Source organism: Flavobacterium sp. TAB 87, assembly GCF_001529295.1.
In the GTDB taxonomy this organism is placed as follows: Bacteria; Bacteroidota; Bacteroidia; order Flavobacteriales; family Flavobacteriaceae; genus Flavobacterium.
The window spans coordinates 1-19,175 of sequence record NZ_LLWK01000035.1; the positions used below are offsets into that span (position 1 = coordinate 1).

Genomic DNA, 19,175 nt, shown 5'->3' on the forward strand with positions numbered 1-19,175 from the left:
AGTTTTGAACCTATTTTTTAATAAAAAAATAGTCAACCTAGACTAGGACAAGACAGTAGAGTCACGAATCCAACGCAATTTTATAACCAAAAAATGTATAAAATTGTAGTATAAAAATAGCTTGCAAAAGACTCAATTAAGATCATAGAATGGAGATTTAAATACTAAAATCAACTCTAAACCAAAATAAATCGTAGCTTTATTTTTTAAATGTAGAAAAGCCTAAAGTTAATCAAATTGCTTTCTTATTTGGAAACATAAGGATAACTTTAATCGAAAAGAAATTACGTTAGAAACTTATTCCGTTAAAAATATGATAATAACAAATAGTACTTTAAATGATATCCCAGAAATCTTTAGGTTATACAAATTAGCAACTGAATTTCAGAAAATAAAATTTCCGGACAATCAATGGCCTGAATTTAGTGAAAAATTAATTACTTCCGAAATTCGTGAGAAAAGACAATTTAAAATAATAATCGAAAACAAAATAGCTTGTGTTTGGGCTATAACATTTAACGATGCGCAAATATGGGAAGATAAAGAAAATAATTCTTCTATCTATATTCATAGAATAGCCACAAATCCTGAGTTTAGAGGACAAAACTTCGTACAAAAAATTGTTGAATGGGCTAAAGATCTTGCAGTAGAACAAAAAAAGGAATGTATTAGATTGGATACCTGCGGAAAAAATAATGTGCTAATCAATCATTATAAAAAATGTGGTTTTAATTTTATCGGTATGAATAAATTAGAAAATACATCTGATTTGCCAATACATTACCATAATGCGGACGTATGTTTATTTGAAATAAAATTAAACTAATTGCGTAAAAGAGTAATATGGAGATAGAGAAATGATTTAGTGCTACGGACAAAAATCATTTTATGATTGGGCATAAGAAGATACGGAAACACTTGAACAAATTTAATTAAAAAAAGAATGAAAAGACAAGTTTTATTGATCTGCATATTTATAAGTTCATTTGGATATGGTCAAAATAAAAAAGTAACAAAATGGTATTCTAACGCTGAGATTGATGTCATTATTCATAATAAAACAAAATACAGTTACAGCTATTTCGGTACTGATAATACAAAACATATAATTTGGGATGAAGATTTAAACGTTAAAAAACCAGCAATAGGATTAACATATTCCTATAATTATATGCTATTTAAAAAACTAAGTATAGGGCTAATTAGCGGTTATAAAAAGTATAACCAACCTGATTTTTCGATGGCAGAAATAGGAGGAGTAGTAAAATTCTTTTTTGTAGACACAGACAATGTGTTTGTATATTGTTCCCTAACAAATGAGATTAGTTTAAATAAAGAACAATTTTAAAGTGGTACAAATGCAAGACTTGGGATTGGAGTTCCAGTTATTAAACGGAATAAGTTTAATGTAGCAATTAATTTATTTACAGAGCAGCAATTTTTGAGACTCGAAGGAGCTGATCCTATACTTAATTACCAACAAGAAAAATCTGGAGATTTAATTTTTAAGTCCTATGGTATCAGTACCGGTATTAAATTTTAATTACCGCACTTCCAATTTTTTTTAGCAGTACTTTCTCTTTCAAATACACGAGCACGACTACTTTAATCAAGAGAATACAAACAAATAATTGCTTCAAACAATTAGTATGAAATCGCTGTATGTTTTGATTAGTACCTTTCTTGCAAAAGTCAGTTATTTGGAAAGTGACATATCAGGCAAGATATAAAACTTTATAGATAAGCTGAATTCAATAAAAAAATTGATTGTCAGTCAAGTATTGATAGTTTCAAAATAGAAGCTATATATTTTTTTAAAATGACAATACTTCTTGTTTGGAAGTTTATAGGAAGAGAACAATCAAAGATAAAATCATAAAAAAATCCTTTTCAAAAAATAAAATAGTAGTGAAATAGATTAATTACTTTGCTGTGATTACTACGAAGTTGTCTGCTATATTTTTAATCGGTTTAAAACAAATTATATTGTCGATGTAGAGCAAAAAAAGTGTAGTACTATTAAGATATATCTAGTTTAATTTCTGTGAATTTGTGTGATCGGGTTAGTAGTACACAGGTCTAGAATTTAGATCTAAAAAAAAATGGGAACAATGTACAAACTTTAAATGATTGAAATATATCTAGCGCATTGCAGAAGTAAACAAACCATCTGTGATTATTCATTTAGGTAGAAATTTTAAATAAAATGCGTCCTACTGATAATGCGGCATATTATTAAACATTGTTCAAGATGAGATGTAAACACAAAATTAAGTTGAAAAAATTATAGATTCGGTTACAAGCAAATTCATTAAGAATTAGACCATTTTTAAAAAATTTTTCAACTAAACTTCTTATAGATCAAAAGGTTAAAAAGATTTTACACAAATTTTAGAATTTACCGAACTTATCTGTAATATAAAACATAAAATGATAAATTCTTTCCTAAAAGAAATTTATTCGCTCTTGTTACAACTTCTGTTTTATTTTTTATGGCTAGAACGCTGCTGCTTTGGTTTACATATATAGAAGAAAGAGCGACCTATAGCAACGAACAGGTTTATAATGCTACTGAAAGATATGATTATCAACAAGGAATTTCTACTTCGGTAGGCTATCCAATCAAACTACTTTCAAAGCTCAACTTTGATGTTGCTGTAAAAGGACATCACAATCCTTCAATTCATTTACAAACTAATAAAGTGTTTTCAATTGTTTGGGGTTTTGGCGATACGACTTTCAAATCTTCACTCGCTGGCAGAATTGCAGTACCAGATAACGTACTGCTATATTGGTCTTCATATGTAGAAAATAAATAGTACGAGTTAAATACAAAATTAGATAAAAGGAAGATGTCTGGTTTTTTTTAAAAATGGCTTTAGAAGAGATGTAAAAGAAAAATTGACTGATGCCGAATTGATCCAAGGGAATTATAATGAATTGATTGCTGGTATTGCGCCAAGTGGTGCTGTTGTCTTATGGATTTCGGGCGTTAATGACACCAAGGAAATAGAAATTTATAAAGCTGATGAAATTAGTCCTGACCTAATTAAAGATTACGATATTGTAGAAAAAGATCAAAGAACAAAAGTTTTAAATGATACTTGCATTTGCGAAGACAGACCTCAATTTAGGAAAACAGTAAACAACTGTAAAGCTATTCTATTCGGCATTTGGACAAACAAATACTATCAAAAATTCAACTAAAAAATGACTATTACTAATTTAGGACAAACAAAAAGCAACGCTAAATTATTGTTTTTTTAATGGAAAAAGTCAAGTCTTACACAATGAAGATGTTGTCAACTTAAAGTATGGGAAGCAGGAATTGCCAAATCTTATAAAATTTACCTTTGTAAAAGATCAAAAGAACTATAACTTTTTTATAGAATTTGGTGAAGATGAAATATACCACCATTTCGAAAAATTGATACAAAATAATCGTGGTGAACCAATTTCTATCGTGGTGAATAGTATTCCGGATTTGAAACAAATGAAGGTCTAATTACCAACAAAAGATAAAAAAATCAATTTTGAAAAATTAAAAAAAGTTAGTCTTTGCTTTTTAAAGTTTTGAACTGATTAAAATTTAAATTCTGTACAACTCATAGTATCAAAAAAAAATAACTATTAGAAGATTTTTTAAAATTCAAAAATTAACTTAAAGATCAATTCAGTTTTGATCAAACAGGTACCACAAAAATCTGAAATACCATTAAAAAAACAGATTTGCTTAAAAAATTCTTTATTCTAAAGTCTTTTTAATTCGTACATTAGTAGTTGAAGGTGGTTATAATCCATCTCTAAATGACTTTAAATTGAATACGTATTTTAAAAAATATACTGTGGAACGACGAACTTTTATAAAAATAACATCAGCTTCAAGCGCTGGTATGGTTGCAGCTAGTGCTTTCGGAATTAATTTAGAACTAAATCATAGCGAAGAAACTATTGAGAATTTAGTGATTGGTTCTGGCTATGGAGGAGCCGTTGCAGCTTTGCGACTTACCCAAGCTGGTAAAAAGGTTGTGATGCTAGAAATGGGTTTAGACTGGGAAAAAGAAAACGGAAAATATAAACCGTTCTCAGACCTAATAACTCCAAAAAATAATTCTACTTGGTTGAAGAAATCTTCTCAAGCGCCAATGATGAATATTGCAATGTTCAATAAAAAATTTACTGGCGTTCTCGACCGCATGGATTTTGAGAATATAAAGGTATATGCTGGTCGAGGGGTTGGCGGTGGATCTTTGGTGAATGGAGGAATGGCAGTGCAACCAAAGAAGGAATACTTTCAGAAAATGTTTCCAGAATTGAATGTCGATGAATTTTGGAATACTTATTTTCCTTTAGCTCAAAAAGAGCTTGAAGTCAATGAAATATCAAACGATTATTATAATGAATCACCCTACTACAAGTTCGCCAGAGTAGGAGAAAGTGAAGCGCATCATGCAGGATTCAAAACGGTCAGAGTACCAAATGTCTACTCTTTTGATTACATGAAAAAAGAGGAAGCGGGAGAAGTTCCTAAATCAGCTTTAGCAAAAGAAGTTATTTATGGTAATAATCATGGCAAGCAAAGTCTTGAAAAAACATATCTAAAAAAAGCGCTAAAAACGGGGCTGTTAAGTATTCAAGACCTGCATCGAGTAGATTATTTTAAACAAACAGAAAAAGGATATACTGTTTTTGTAGACATTATTGATACAGAAGGCTTAGTAGTTGCAAAGAAAACGATAAACTGTAAAAAGCTATTTTTAAATGCAGGAAGTTTAGGTACAACTAAGCTCTTGTTAACAGCTATGCATAAAGGAAAAATGACCAATTTTGACAAAACAGTGGGAGGCAATTGGGGAAATAATGGTAATGTGATGACGGGTCGAAATATGGTAAACACGCTTTTTAATCGTGTAGAGGATGAAGCGACGGAAGAAAATCACAGTACCGGTACAGGCTCGAAACAGTCGACTATTCCCGTTTCCGGAATTGATAATTGGAATGATGAGAAGCATGCTTTCTTTGCCGAAATATCACCCTTACCAATGGGTATGGAAGTGTACACTGCGTTATATTTAGTCATCAATAAAGTTCCTGTTCCCGGAAGTATCTCGTACGACCCAGCTATTGGAGATATTAAAATTAACTGGGAAAAGAAAAACTTTAAACATACTGTTGATAACGCCAAGTATTTTATAAAAAAAATGAATAAGGCCAACGGCGGAACTCCTGCAGGATTATTATGGGGAAAAGGGTATGGACCCGACATTTGTTATCATCCGTTGGGTGGTGCAGTAATAGGCAAGACAACTGACCTTTTCGGAAGGGTAAAAGGATACGAAAATCTATACATAACCGATGGTGCACTCGTTCCTGCAAGCATTGGAGTTAATCCGTTTTTAACGATAACGGCCATCGCAGAATATTGTATGGAAGAAATTCTTAAAAAAGATTTTTAATCATGAAAATACTCATCAAAAATGGTCTGCTTTTTTCTGGAGATAACGATCAAAAAGCTATCGTACAAGATATACTAATTGACGCCAATGGTCTTATACAAGAAATAGGTACAAACATTTTATATGAGGATGAAAATGTAGAAATAATTGATGCCAAAGGAAAATGGATTGTTCCCGGGTTTGTAGATTCGCACACGCATTACGACGCCGAAATTCTTGCCTCTCCTGGACTCAAAGAATCGGCACGACATGGAGTTACCACAATAATTTTAGGCAGTTGCTCTGTTTCTGCTGTATTTAATAGCCCCGAAGATACCGCCGATTCATTTACAAGAGTCGAAGCAATTCCAAGAGAAGTCATGTTGCCTTTGTTAGAAAAAGAAAAAACATGGAATACGCCAAAACAATGGAAAGCATATATTAATACCCTACCATTAGGAATCAATGTCGCTTCATTCATCGGTCATTCTGATATTCGGATGAAAGCAATGGGAATCAAACGCTCTTTGCTTGACAACGTATCGGCTACAAAAAAAGAAGAGCAGGAAATGCTTCAGCTGTTAACAGCTGCTTTGGACGAAGGGTTTATCGGATTATCGACTATGGATAATCCTTGGGATAAAATGGATGGTGATCGGTACTGGTCGCATAAAACGCCTTCCTTCTACTCGTCTTGGAAAGAACGTAAAAGTTTAGTCGAACTACTTCGAGAGAGAGATGCTATTCTTCAAGGTGCGCCCAATTTGGTTACTCGAGTAAACGCTTTTAATTACATGTTAGCAAGTACTGGTATTTTTAGAAAACCACTAAAAACGACCATGATTGCAATGATGGATTTAATTGGTGATCGTTATATTTATCCTTTAATTGCATTCGCTTCAAGAAGTATAAATCTTTTAGGAAATGCAAATTTCAGGATGCAGTCTCCCCCTTGTCCGTTTACGGTTTATTATGACGGAGTCGATTCTGTTATGTTTGAAGAATTTCCAAGTGGAGAAGCACTTCGTCATCTTGCAAAAGAACTAGATAAAAGAAATCTTCTGATTACAGATCCTAAATTTAGAGATAATTTTAAAAAAGAAATAAAGAAAAAATTTGCGCCAAAAGTATGGCACAAAGATTTAAGTAAAGCAGTTATTATCGATTGTCCAGATAAAAGTTTAATTGGTAAAAACTTTTACGAAATGGCAAAAGAGAGAAACAGTCATCCTGTCGATGTATTTTTAGGCACTATTATTACCTATGATAAAAAAATAAGATGGACAACAACTATTGCAAATGACCAAAAAGAAAAGTACAAGGACCTTTATAATTTTCCGTACAATTTAATCAGTTTTTCAGATGCTGTTGCACATCTTAATAACATGGCTTTTTACAATTTTCCTTTAAAAATGATACAAACAGTTCAGGATTCCATCGATAATGGAAATCCTATTATGAGTATGGAAAAATGCATTTGGAGACTTACCAAAGAGCAAGGAGATTGGTTTAATTTAGATTGTGGTCATATAACTATAGGCAAAATCGCTGATTTAGTACTTTTAAATCCTGAAAATTTGAACAACGTAACCGAAAACGTTGAACTTGAACCTATAATAGAATTCGGAAACTATGCCCGATTAGTCAATAGAAATGAAGGAGTAATTGCACGAGTTTTGGTTGGAGGAAAGACAATCTTTAAAAATGAAAATTTTGTATCAGGTTACGGAAAATCCGTCAAGTATGGAAGGTTTATGGAAAAAACAAACGTGTAATAGTAGATTATTTTCAGAATAAGATAAAATTATTTCAGCTTCCTTAAATGAAAAAGATACTATAATGGAAGAGCCTACGCCTGAAAAAATAAAAAAAGTATTTGATCAAGATTATAGTGCTGATATGAATTTGTGGAATGAATTTGCTAAATCTGTGACCACTCGCCTATTTGCCAAAAATGAAATTAGTAAAGAATATAATAAAACAGAAAACTACATCAATATAGTAGTTAGTGGTTCTGCAGCACATTTTGTTTTGGCAGACGATAAAGACATTTGTATTAATTTATATTATGAAAATCAGATTTTTAGCGATTATTTATCCTTCTTGACACAATCTCCAACAGTTATAAAAACGGAGAGTTTAGAGAAGACGATCATTTGGTCTATCAATTATAAAGATTTAAACGCTTTGTATGTAAGATCTGCGAAAGGACTTTTGGGTGGTAAAGCAATATCAGATGCTATGTTCATTCGCAAACAATCAGAGCAAATTAATCTATTAGCTCTTTCTCCTACAGAAAGATATCTCAAACTCATTAAAGAACGCCCCGAAATTTTTCAACGAACTTCCCTAAAAATAATTGCTTCATATCTTGGTGTCACTGCCGAAAGTTTAAGCAGAATTAGAAAAAAAATAGTTTAAATTTTCATTTCTTACCCAAAGTCAATTTTTTAAACAAATTAGATCTTTAATTTTGAATCATAATTAAAACCAATCCTTTATGAAAACCAAGATTAATTATTTAGCAATTGTAGTTTTTTATAGCATCGCAATCGCACTTCGTTATGTAACTAACAAAACGACAGTATTAGATAATCTAAGCTCCGAATTTTTAAAAGTAATTTTACAAGGAATTGGTCCTGCGATTGGTGCAGTAATTTCATTTTTAATCTTTAAAATAAAACCAACACCTTCTCTTAAAGGAAATTATAAAAATCTTTTAATTCCACTTCTTTTGTATTGGATCTTTCCGATTGTTTTGATCTTGGGAACCGAGTACTACACCAGCGGAACATTCTCATTTGTTGCCGTTACAGCAATACTAGTTTATGGATTATTAGAAGAGATGGGCTGGCGTGGTTTTTTACAGCAAGAACTAAAGTCACTACCAGCAATTGCAAACGTTTTGATTGTTGCAACACTGTGGTTTATTTGGCATCTAAACTTTAACCTAACGACTTCTAATATATTGTTTTTCGGAATTTTGATCCTCGCAAGTTGGGGAATAGGAGCGGTAGCCGATCGCACGCACTCTCTGCTTGCGGTCTCAGCGTTTCATTCTTTAAATAACTTTTTTCCAGAAATGAGCCAAATAAAAATTATCATTTTAATACTTTTAGTATCAGTTTGGATACTTTCTCTTATAATTAAAAAACGAAAACAAAACAGACTCTAAAATTACTTTAGCACCACTACAGTCGGAGCGCTTCATTTAGACCTTTATATATATTTAATCATTAGTTTTTTGATCTACAGTTATTCCTATACAATTGTAAAGTTATACATATAAAATACGTAAAATTCATATCTTTAAAATTCAAAACACAAACCATTGAAACCACAAGCACTACAGATAGATCAACTACTAACCGAGAGATTAATTCTTATTCCGTTTACAACCAAAATATGTGAGAATCTAATGCGTGAAGACTATAGTGATTTAGAAAAACGAAACTTCAAAAAAGGGAAAAGTTGGCCAGATGCAGACGTATTAGAAACTTTACCTAAAATAATCGCTAATCTAGCTCAAGTAGCATCACCTACAGGATTTGAATCTTGGATAATTATAAAAAAAGACAACTTAGAAATAATTGGCGATGCTGGATTTAAAGGATTTAATACTCTATTAAAAAGTGCCGACATTGGTTATGGAATAATAGCGGAAGAGCGAAAAAAAGGGTTTGCGAGAGAGGCAGCCGAAGCACTTATAAAATGGGCGTTTGCGACAGGAATTGTGAAGGAAATAACCGCCAGTTGTTTAATGGAGAATCAATTCTCTATTAATTTGCTCCACAAATTAAATTTCTTTACCACAAAAACAGACGATACAATGCTATATTGGTTTTTGCAAAACAAAGAATATCAAATTAATAGAACGTAATTTTTGTCGTAAAAAAAAGTAGTATCTTACACATCTCTTCTAAAAAAACAGTTATGCAACTTAAATTCACTACCATTTTATTCTTTTTATCTTTTATAACAGTGTCACAAATCGGAATCGCACAAAGTGCAAAAGAGGAACTTAAATTTGTAAACCTGTTTAGTTCTGATATGAAAGAAGGTGTTTCATGTTATAGAATACCCTCGATCATCACCGCTTTAAATGGCGATGTAATTGCTGCAATTGATGAAAGAGTTCCGTCCTGCGGTGATCTTAGGTCAAATAATGATATCAATATAGTGATGAGGCGAAGTGCAGACAGCGGCAAATCTTGGTCAAAAATTCAAACTATTGTTGACTATCCTTTAGGAGAATCTGCCTCAGATCCTTCAATGATTGTAGATGAATCGTCAGGCGAGATCTTTATGTTTTTTAACTACATGAATTTAGAAACAGAAAAAGATGTCTATTATTTAAAAATGGTTTCAAGTAAAGATAACGGTTTAACATGGTCTACTCCTACCGATATTACTGCTCAAATTACAAAACCAGAATGGAAAAAAGATTTCAAATTCATTACATCTGGTAGAGGACTTCAAACAAAATCGGGCGAACTACTACATACTATCGTCAATTTAGAAAAAGGATTATTTGTCTTTAAAAGTGACGATCACGGAAAAAATTGGAGTTTAATTGATACTCCCATTTTACCTGCTGATGAGTCAAAAATTATGGAATTAGAAGATGGTTCTTGGATGATCAATAGTAGAGTAAGTAAAGTTGGTGTCAGATACATACATACGTCAACAGATCACGGAAAAACGTGGACATCAAATCCAGATTCCCAATTAATTGATCCGGCTTGCAATGCAAGTTTCATTCGATACAGTTTAAAAGACAAAAAATATAGTAAAAACCGACTGCTTTTTTCAAATGTAAATTCGCCCAACAAACGCGAAAATCTGACCGTAAAAATTAGTTATGACGAAGGGAAGACGTGGAGTAAAGGAAAGACAATTTACGTCGGAGAATCTGCATATTCATCGATGACTGTCTTAAAAAACGGCGATATTGGACTCTTTTTTGAAAAAGACGGTTATAAAAAAAATGCATTTGTAAGTTTTTCTTTAGATTGGCTAACTGATGGGACTGATGCAGTTAAATCGAGTAAGAAAAAACAAGGCAAATAGTATCCAAAACAAATCTATTTTAGTCTTTTTACAACAAATATTTTTCTATTATTTAGGGCTCTAAAACTGGATTTGATGTTTCTTTTTATCTACTTTTAAATTCTATTTGCTAACTTTACTATTAAGCCTTTTTTGCTAAAAGAAATTATTCAATCTTTAATTTTCCTTACTATTTGCAAGAAACGGCTTTAAATAAAAAAAGCAGAATTTTTATGTCAAAAAGCATTGCAAATAAAGTAATTGAATTCAATACGCAACTGCACTACTCAGATCAACTTCCAGATGGTTATCAGGTACTTAATCCTTATATGGATAATCCCGAAACGATGGATGTGATGCGGCAATTTTATTATAAATTTTACAATGATTCGAACAGCAGAAAATTTATTGTGGGAATTAATCCGAGCCGACATGGTGCTGGAGTGACTGGAGTTCCTTTTACCGATACTAAACGATTAGAAAGTGAATGTGGCATTAAAATGGACTCTGCCCACACGCATGAGATCTCGTCTGTTTACATGTATGATATGATTGCCGAGTATGGCGGAACAGCTACTTTTTATAAACAATTCTACATCAACTCTCCTTTCCCTTTAGCTATTGTGCGTAAAACGAAAGAAGGAAAATGGTTAAATGCGAACTACTACGATGATTCTAAGTTATTTGAGTTGGTTAAAGATTTCATGATTGATTCGTTAAAAAAGCACATTAGTCTGGGTTTAGAAACAGAAGAGGTTTGTATTCTAGGGAAGAAAAATGCACAATTTATCCACAAATTAAATCAAGAGGCTAAATTATTCGGAAATTTAAAGGTTCTCGAACATCCGAGATACATTCAACAATATAAATCAAAAGAAAAGCAACTTTATATCGACAAGTATATATTAACCTTAAATCATTTATTATGAGTGCGCTAAAAAATCCGACTATATATACCGTCGGTCACTCTACGCATACTTTAGTGGAGTTTTTGGAAATGCTCGCTTCTTTTGAAATAAAAGTTATTGCCGATGTTCGAAGATTGCCTGGTTCCCGAAAGTATCCTCAATTTGATCAAGAAAGTTTAAAAAAATCCTTGGCTGAAGTAGGAATACAATACCTTTATTTTGCAGATCTTGGTGGTAGAAGAATTGCAAGAAAAGACACAAAAAATACCCGTTGGAACAATGCTTCTTTTCGTGGTTATGCCGATTATATGGAAAGTGACGCCTTTAAAAATGCAGTTGTAGCATTGGAAGCTGTTGCTTTAGAAAAGAATACTGCCTACATGTGCTCTGAGGCAGTTTGGTGGCGCTGCCATCGTTCTATGATTTCTGATTATTTAAAAGCAGCCGACTGGACTGTTTTACACATTATGGCAAAAGCAAAAATTCAAGAGCATCCATACACTCAACCCGCCCGAATTGTCAATGGTTGCGTTTTATATTCGGATGCAGCCGCAGATGAAACATAATACTTAAAAACTACTAGCATGAAAACATATTTTAAAATTGGAGATGCGGTGAGCTGGAACTCCGAAGCAGGGAAAGTATCAGGGACAATTATTAAAAAGCATATAAAAAATTTTGAATACAAAGGATATACGCATCATGCGACAGAAGATGAACCTCAATACGAAATAAAAAGTGACAAAACAGATCATATTGCTGCGCACAAAGGAACTGCATTAACCAAACAGTAGGTTTTAATTTATCATCAATTAAGATTAATTTTTTAAGAATACTTCTCCCCTTCTTACTCTTAAATAAACTTCTATCTCGTTAAATTTGATTTAAAAAGGACGTCAAAGCCTCGCGACATCTATTTACACAGAAAACAGTTCAAATAATTGCTTTACCTTCAATTTTTGGATTTTAAAATAACTTATATTTTCTAATCCAAACTTTATTTTTCACAGCAAAAAAACTTATTTAATTAAAAAAAGAGAAACATGGACTTTAATAAATTGTTCGATTTAACAGGTAAAACTGCGATAGTAACAGGTGGAGCGAACGGAATTGGTAAGGCAACTGCAATTATGCTGGCTAAAGCTGGAGCAAATATTGTAATCGGAGATTTTAAGAAAGATGACGCCGAAAAAACCGCAGAGGAAATCAGACAATTCGGTGTGCAAGTTTTAGCTGTAGAATGTAATATTTTGAAAGATGAAAATCTTGTAAATCTTGTTGACGAAACGGTTAAGAAATTTGGATCCATTCATATCCTTATTAATAATGCAGGTGGCGGTGGCGGTGGTCGTGAAAATCCTTTTAAAATATCAGTAGATGAAATTAAACGCGATTTTGAACTGAATGTTTTTAGTGTTTGGCGCTTAAGTCAGCTTTGTGTACCGCACATGAAAACAGCAGGATATGGATCCATTGTAGTTACAACTTCAATGTCTAGTATCAATAAAAGTCCTAACATGAGTGGTTACGGTGCTTCAAAGGCAGCAGTAAATCATATGATTGCAAATCTGGCACATGACTTTGGACCAGAAGTACGAATTAACGCTGTAGGTCCTGGGGCAACAAGAACCGCAGCATTAGAAAGCGTATTGACTCCCGAAATCGAAAAAACAATGTTGGCGCACACACCTATCAAGCGATTAGGAAAAGCGGATGATATTGCTGGCGCCATACTTTATTTTGCTTCACCAGTTTCAGAATGGGTAAGCGGACAAACAATATTTGTAAATGGTGGTGGCGTTCAGGTTTTAGAATAATCATTTATAGATTCCGAACGACGCATCAGTTCTACTTCAAAGCAATTAATCTGTTTAAAAATTCAATTATAGAAGAGGAAAACTATTCGGAATGTTGCATAAACAAAAAAAGGCTGCAAAATAATTTGCAGCCTTTTTCTTCAATTGTATCAATCGAATATCAGACGATTTGTTTGAATTAGAATCTGTAACGGATACCTAAACCAATGTCAAATCCAAAATCATCATTGTAACCACCAGTACCAATTTCTGGTCTAGCATCTAATGAAATTAAAATTGGCACTTCTTTAAATCCGTACTCAATTCCGATATCTCCAGCAGCAAAAACGTAAGTTCCGCTATCTTTGTAATCGTTATTTTTAGGTCCATCATAGTTATCATCCCAAGCAGCTAAACCAGCACCAACACCAGCATACCAGTTAAAACCACCTTCAATATTCCAAACCCATTGGTATATACCTGTAACTTTTACTGCATCATAATGATTACTATTTCTCCATCCTAAATCAACCTCTAGTCTATTGTTTGAAGATAATGCTCTTTGGTAAGAGATTTCTCCACCAAAACCGTCATTATCACCAAAACGTAGACCTAAAGCATTTTTAGAAATGTCCTGAGCCTGAGCTGCAAAGCCAATTGCTAATAGCATCATGGCAGATAAAATAATTTTTTTCATAAGTTTTTATATTAATTTTAAGCAAATCTAAAGCAAATAATCAGTAATGCATTACATAATAATTAAAATTTATTCTACAATTTACATCTTTTGATTTTCCAAATAAATAATACAAATAAGTACCCTAAAATTTTAGTTTTTTTTTTAAAACAGAATAGAGATCATTTTCTCTGAAATTTCTTAAATTTTGGAGTACAAATAAGCGTCGTTAAGACTGATGCCGCTAAAATTTAACGTTCAAGTTTTAAACTTTGCTTCTACTTACTAATCATAAAATAAAAAGAATTTTTCAGAAAGTTTTTAATCATATATCAACCGCACTTATTTTATTTTACCTCTAATTGATAAAATCATACCTTAATGACGATCAAATGTAAATTGCTTTATAGTTTTAACAAAATGAACGGTTTATATATTTTTTTGTAAAAGGAATTCATTATTATAAATTTTTTAGTTTAATTCATAAAACTTACATTTGCTCAAAACTAACTAAAATGGCAGGAAATAGCTACGGAACACTATTCAAAATAACTACTTTTGGAGAATCACATGGCGAAGCTTTAGGCGGAATTATTGATGGCTGTCCTTCTGGGATAACCCTTGATTTTGAAGCTATAGAAACAGAAATGGCACGCAGGAAACCTGGACAATCAGCAATTGTAACACAACGTAAAGAACCAGACGCGGTGCAATTTCTTTCTGGTCTTTTTGAAGGTAAAACCACGGGAACTCCAATCGGGTTCATAATTCCAAATACCAACCAAAAATCAGACGATTACTCTCATATTAAAGACAATTACAGACCAAGTCATGCCGACTACGTATATGATCAAAAATATGGTTTTCGCGATTATCGCGGTGGCGGACGCAGTTCGGCTAGAGAAACAGCAAGTCGTGTAGTAGCTGGAGCTATTGCTAAGCAAATGCTTCCTGAAATAAAAATCAACGCTTACGTTTCATCTGTCGGACCAATTCACTTAGACAAATCGTACCAAGAATTAGATTTGTCAAAAACTGAAAACAATCCTGTGCGTTGTCCAGATGAGGCCGCAGCAATAGTAATGGAAGAATACATCAGAGACATTCGCAAACAAGGTGATACTGTTGGCGGCGTTGTTTCTTGCGTAATTCAAAACGTACCAGTAGGTTTAGGAGAACCTGTATTTGATAAGTTGCACGCAGAGCTAGGCAAAGCAATGTTATCGATAAACGCGGTAAAAGGTTTTGAATACGGTAGCGGTTTTGCTGGCGCAGAGATGAAAGGCAGTGCTCATAATGATTTGTACAATTCTGATGGAACGACTAAAACAAATCTTTCTGGAGGAATTCAAGGCGGAATAAGCAATGGAATGGATATTTATTTTAAAGTAGCTTTTAAACCCGTTGCTACTATAATGCAAACTCAAGATTCTTTAAATAATAAAGGAGAGATTACCTCAATGACAGGAAAAGGACGACACGATCCTTGCGTAGTTCCTCGTGCAGTACCTATTGTTGAAGCAATGGCTGCAATTGTTCTAGCAGATTTTTATTTGCTAAACAAAACCTATTAATCGTACTAAGACAGTGAGCGTCTTAGACACATCAATTAAATATATATAAATGACCACTACAACCGAAATCAAAAAAACGTCTTTTCTTAGAAGCTTAACTGGCCAAATCTTGGTTGCAATGTTTCTAGGTGCCGTACTCGGAATCTTTCTTCATAAAAACATTTCGCCAGAAGGTGCCAAAGAATTTAGTGATAAAATACAAATTTTGGCGACGATTTTCATTCGTTTGGTACAAATGATTATTTCGCCTTTGGTTTTTACCACATTAGTAGTTGGAATTGCAAAACTAGGCGACGTAAAAGCCGTAGGACGAATTGGCGGAAGAGCTTTAGGTTGGTTTTTTACAGCATCTTTTATCTCCTTATTAATTGGTTTATTTTTTGTAAATGTCTTAGAACCTGGAGTTGGATTAAATCTTCCTCATGTAGATCTTGCTTCTGCAGCTGAAGTTACCGGTAAAACACAGTCCATATCATTTGCGAACTTTATCGAACATATCGTTCCGAAGAGTATTTTTGAAGCGATGGCAACTAATGAAATCTTGCAAATTGTTGTATTTTCTATCTTTTTTGGTTTAGCAGCAGCAGCATTAGGTGATACTGTAAAACCAGTGATAAATGCTTTAGACAAAACATCGCACATTGTATTGCGCATGGTAAATTATGTAATGAACTTCGCTCCAATTGGTGTTTTTGGTGCTATTGCGGGTGTATTTGCCGTTCGCGATTTTCAAGAACTTCTAGTAACCTATTTTAAGTTCTTCGGATCATTTTTATTGGGTATAGGTACACTTTGGGTATTCTTGATTATTGTTGGCTATCTATTTTTAAAATCACGAATGACGGTTCTTTTAAAAAGAATTACAAGTCCGTTAATTATCGCTTTTGGAACTACAAGTAGCGAGGCAGTTTTTCCAAAATTAACGGAAGAACTAGAAGCTTTTGGCGTAAAAGATAAAATTGTATCGTTTATGCTTCCGCTGGGCTATTCCTTTAATTTGGATGGAAGTATGATGTATATGACATTCGCCAGTATGTTTATAGCACAAGCTTATGGAATTCATCTCGATCTAGGAACACAAATGGTAATGTTATTGGTATTGATGCTAACCAGTAAAGGAATTGCTGGTGTACCAAGAGCTAGTTTAGTTGTGGTTGCCGCAACCTGTGGTATGTTTGACATTCCTATTGAAGGAATTGCTTTGATCTTACCGATCGATCATTTTTGCGATATGTTTAGAAGTGCTACCAACGTTTTAGGAAATGCTTTAGCAACATCAGTAGTGGGTCAATGGGAAGGTGATCAAGAGCTCACAGAAGAATTAAGCTAATTAATAAGTTAATAAAAACACTGCAAAGCGCCTTTCTCAAATGGCGCTTTGTTATTTTAATAGCTATCTATAAAATTTTTAAAAACAATATATTGTTCAATAATAAATGTATATTTGGTTGAACAATAACATCTTTATGTCGCAAATTCGTTTTGTTTTATTTGTACTATTCGTACTTACTTTTTGTACTCCCAAAGGATTCGCGCAAGCAGACACGCTCAGTGTTTCAGAAATAAAAGTACTCACCGATACTGCAGTATCTTATTTTAATACGTCACAGTTTCAAAAATCATTACTTACTTCTAGATTAGCTTTAAATTTTGCAATTGCATCAAAAGATAATTTACTAATTGCCAGATGTTATAATATTATCGCAGGAAATTGTCATGTTATTTCACAAATTAACAAGGCTGTTTTTTATTATGATAAAGCATTGTATCACGCCAATTTAACAGAAGACGATGTTATCAAAGGAAAGATAAATAACAATTTAGGAAATATTTATTTTTTTGACAGAAAAGAAACTGCCAAAGGAATTCTTCACTTTGAAAAGGCGATCGAATATAGTAACAAATCAAACGATTTACTTGGCATTTTTTTGACGAAAGTAAATATTACTTGGGCATACTTTAAGATTGGAGAGTTCGAGAAAGGAAAAGAAACTCTAAATTACGTCAATAAACATAGTTCTGAATTACTTTCTCCCGCAACTTCGACAGCATTCTACATGATCAACGCGATTTATGCCGCACACCTAAATAAATCCTATGTAGCGCATAATTATTTCTTAAAAGCAATAAATGAAGGTAATAAATGGGACAAGCAATCTGACCTTTCTTATGCTTATTTAGCCTATTCACAATTTTTAGATCGTGTAGGCAAACCAGACGCAGCTTACGAAAACTTGTTAAAATACAACACCATCGTCGACCAATTAAATAACGTAGAAATTTTTAATAAAGCAGAACTCGAGGGTACAAATTTAGAATTAGATGAGTACAAACGTGAACTAATTAAAATTGAAAATGAAAAATTAACTCAAATTCAAAATCTACAAAAATCAAAATTAATAAATTTTCTATCCATCTCACTGTCGCTGATTTTTTTACTGCTCATCGTAACTTTATTTAGAAACGTCAATTTCAAGAAAAAAGCAAACGCACAATTACTGCAGGCAAATGAAGAATTGCGCTTGGCTAAAGAACAAGCCGAAGAAGGTTCTAAGCTAAAAACTCAATTCATTTCGACTATTAGTCATGAGCTACGAACGCCGCTTTACGGAGTAGTTGGAATTACAAACATGCTGTTAGAAGAACACAAAGAACTTTCTAAAAGTCAACATCTTCGATCTTTAAAATTCTCGGCTCGATATCTGCTGCTGTTAGTAAATGATATTCTTCAGATTAATAAAATTGAAGAAAAAAAGGTGATTTTAGAACAAATGACTTTTAATATTTCTGACGAAGTCGATATGATCAAAAATTCACTTTCTTTTTTAACACAGAGTAATAACAATCAAATTCTTGTAAAAGTAGATCCTGCTATTCCCGAATATTTAATAGGAGATAAACTTCGGCTGTCTCAAATTTTGATGAATTTAATTAGCAATGCTTTAAAATTCACTAAAGACGGAAACATTTTTGTTCACATTAATTTAGTAAAAACGGAAGGCAAATCGCATTATCTTGAATTTAAGATCAAAGATACCGGAATGGGAATCGCAGATTTAGATCAAGATAAAATATTCGAAAAATTTGTTCAAGTTGGCCGAAAAGAAACCGACTACCAAGGAACTGGCTTAGGATTAACAATTGTAAAACACTTATTAAGCTTATTTGACAGCACCATAAGTTTAGAAAGTGTGGTGGATAAAGGTTCTACTTTTACTTTTACGATAGCTTTTGACCATGATCCAGAAATGACTACAAAAATTATCAATGAAATTGACGTCGACTTGACATCAAAAGAAATTTTGCGAATTTTAGTGGTCGAGGATAATTCAATTAATCAATTGGTCACAAAAAAAATTATCGAAAAAAACAATTATCTCTGTACTGTAGTTGAAGATGGATTTTCGGCAATAAAAATTTTAAAAACGGAGCAATTTGACATTATATTAATGGATATCAATATGCCAATATTAAATGGATTTGAGACCACGCAACGCATACGCAGCCTGGGAATTGAAACGCCAATTGTCGCTCTTACTGCTTTTGACAAAGAAGAAGTTACAGAAGACGCATTAGCTTGCGGCATGAATGACATCATTATCAAACCATTTGACCCACTAAAATTATTTAAAATTATAAATTGCCTGGTTTATAAAAATAAAAGTGAATTGTAAGCAGTCTATACTAAAATAAACTGCCATGAATTAAAACTAATTCCCTTTAAAGATTTTCACCTA

The 19,175-nt window shown here is 32.8% G+C and carries 18 protein-coding genes; 17 read left to right on the forward strand and 1 reads right to left on the reverse strand.

Annotation, left to right across the window (positions count from 1 at the left end; translation table 11 throughout):
* Positions 1-313: 313 nt before the first annotated feature.
* From AP058_RS06820 to AP058_RS06885, 14 genes are all read left to right on the forward strand, one after another.
* Complete coding sequence (locus AP058_RS06820; RefSeq protein ID WP_066308342.1) at positions 314-826, forward strand: GNAT family N-acetyltransferase; 513 nt, start codon at positions 314-316, stop codon at positions 824-826.
* A gap of 117 nt (positions 827-943) precedes the next feature.
* Positions 944-1,348, forward strand: a complete 405-nt coding sequence (locus AP058_RS06825; RefSeq protein WP_066308344.1) for a hypothetical protein — start codon at positions 944-946, stop codon at positions 1,346-1,348.
* Between the two features lie 1,144 nt (positions 1,349-2,492).
* Entirely contained in the window at positions 2,493-2,819 is a 327-nt protein-coding gene (locus tag AP058_RS06830) for a hypothetical protein (RefSeq protein ID WP_066308350.1), read from the forward strand.
* A gap of 82 nt (positions 2,820-2,901) precedes the next feature.
* Positions 2,902-3,207 (forward strand): hypothetical protein, encoded by a 306-nt coding sequence (locus tag AP058_RS06835; RefSeq protein ID WP_066308355.1) that lies wholly within the window; start codon positions 2,902-2,904, stop codon positions 3,205-3,207.
* Between the two features lie 638 nt (positions 3,208-3,845).
* Positions 3,846-5,456 carry a GMC oxidoreductase gene (locus tag AP058_RS06840; protein WP_066308887.1) on the forward strand — a complete coding sequence of 537 codons (1,611 nt, stop codon included), beginning with the start codon at positions 3,846-3,848 and terminating at the stop codon, positions 5,454-5,456.
* Between the two features lie 2 nt (positions 5,457-5,458).
* Positions 5,459-7,210: an amidohydrolase family protein gene (locus tag AP058_RS06845; protein ID WP_066308358.1), complete on the forward strand. Its 1,752-nt coding sequence runs from the start codon at positions 5,459-5,461 to the stop codon at positions 7,208-7,210.
* Positions 7,211-7,274: 64 nt separating this feature from the next.
* On the forward strand, positions 7,275-7,856 hold the full coding sequence (locus AP058_RS06850) for a Crp/Fnr family transcriptional regulator (RefSeq protein ID WP_066308360.1): 582 nt from the start codon (positions 7,275-7,277) through the stop codon (positions 7,854-7,856).
* Between the two features lie 79 nt (positions 7,857-7,935).
* Positions 7,936-8,610 carry a CPBP family intramembrane glutamic endopeptidase gene (locus tag AP058_RS06855; RefSeq protein WP_066308363.1) on the forward strand — a complete coding sequence of 225 codons (675 nt, stop codon included), beginning with the start codon at positions 7,936-7,938 and terminating at the stop codon, positions 8,608-8,610.
* Between the two features lie 156 nt (positions 8,611-8,766).
* Positions 8,767-9,315: a GNAT family N-acetyltransferase gene (locus AP058_RS06860; protein WP_066308365.1), complete on the forward strand. Its 549-nt coding sequence runs from the start codon at positions 8,767-8,769 to the stop codon at positions 9,313-9,315.
* Positions 9,316-9,368: 53 nt separating this feature from the next.
* Positions 9,369-10,505 (forward strand): exo-alpha-sialidase, encoded by a 1,137-nt coding sequence (locus AP058_RS06865; protein WP_082706599.1) that lies wholly within the window; start codon positions 9,369-9,371, stop codon positions 10,503-10,505.
* 212 nt (positions 10,506-10,717) lie between these two features.
* Positions 10,718-11,413, forward strand: a complete 696-nt coding sequence (locus AP058_RS06870; protein ID WP_066308368.1) for an SMUG2 DNA glycosylase family protein — start codon at positions 10,718-10,720, stop codon at positions 11,411-11,413.
* Positions 11,410-11,958, forward strand: a complete 549-nt coding sequence (locus tag AP058_RS06875; RefSeq protein WP_066308370.1) for a DUF488 family protein — start codon at positions 11,410-11,412, stop codon at positions 11,956-11,958. The genes AP058_RS06870 and AP058_RS06875 overlap by 4 nt, the downstream gene beginning before the upstream one ends.
* An 18-nt stretch (positions 11,959-11,976) precedes the next feature.
* On the forward strand, positions 11,977-12,186 hold the full coding sequence (locus tag AP058_RS06880) for a DUF2945 domain-containing protein (protein ID WP_066308372.1): 210 nt from the start codon (positions 11,977-11,979) through the stop codon (positions 12,184-12,186).
* Between the two features lie 249 nt (positions 12,187-12,435).
* On the forward strand, positions 12,436-13,209 hold the full coding sequence (locus tag AP058_RS06885; protein ID WP_066308375.1) for a glucose 1-dehydrogenase: 774 nt from the start codon (positions 12,436-12,438) through the stop codon (positions 13,207-13,209).
* A 178-nt stretch (positions 13,210-13,387) separates the two neighbouring features.
* Here AP058_RS06885 and AP058_RS06890 read toward each other — a convergent pair whose 3' ends face one another.
* Complete coding sequence (locus AP058_RS06890; protein WP_066308378.1) at positions 13,388-13,885, reverse strand: hypothetical protein; 498 nt, start codon at positions 13,883-13,885, stop codon at positions 13,388-13,390.
* A 494-nt stretch (positions 13,886-14,379) separates the two neighbouring features.
* Here AP058_RS06890 and aroC point away from each other — a divergent pair, with 494 nt between their 5' ends.
* The 3 genes from aroC to AP058_RS06905 all read left to right on the forward strand — a co-directional run bounded on the left by aroC (position 14,380) and on the right by AP058_RS06905 (position 19,112).
* Complete coding sequence (aroC, locus tag AP058_RS06895; protein ID WP_066308380.1) at positions 14,380-15,438, forward strand: chorismate synthase; 1,059 nt, start codon at positions 14,380-14,382, stop codon at positions 15,436-15,438.
* Positions 15,439-15,487: 49 nt separating this feature from the next.
* Complete coding sequence (locus tag AP058_RS06900; RefSeq protein WP_066308382.1) at positions 15,488-16,768, forward strand: dicarboxylate/amino acid:cation symporter; 1,281 nt, start codon at positions 15,488-15,490, stop codon at positions 16,766-16,768.
* A gap of 118 nt (positions 16,769-16,886) precedes the next feature.
* Positions 16,887-19,112, forward strand: a complete 2,226-nt coding sequence (locus tag AP058_RS06905; RefSeq protein WP_231739586.1) for a response regulator — start codon at positions 16,887-16,889, stop codon at positions 19,110-19,112.
* The last annotated feature ends 63 nt before the right edge of the window (positions 19,113-19,175 follow it).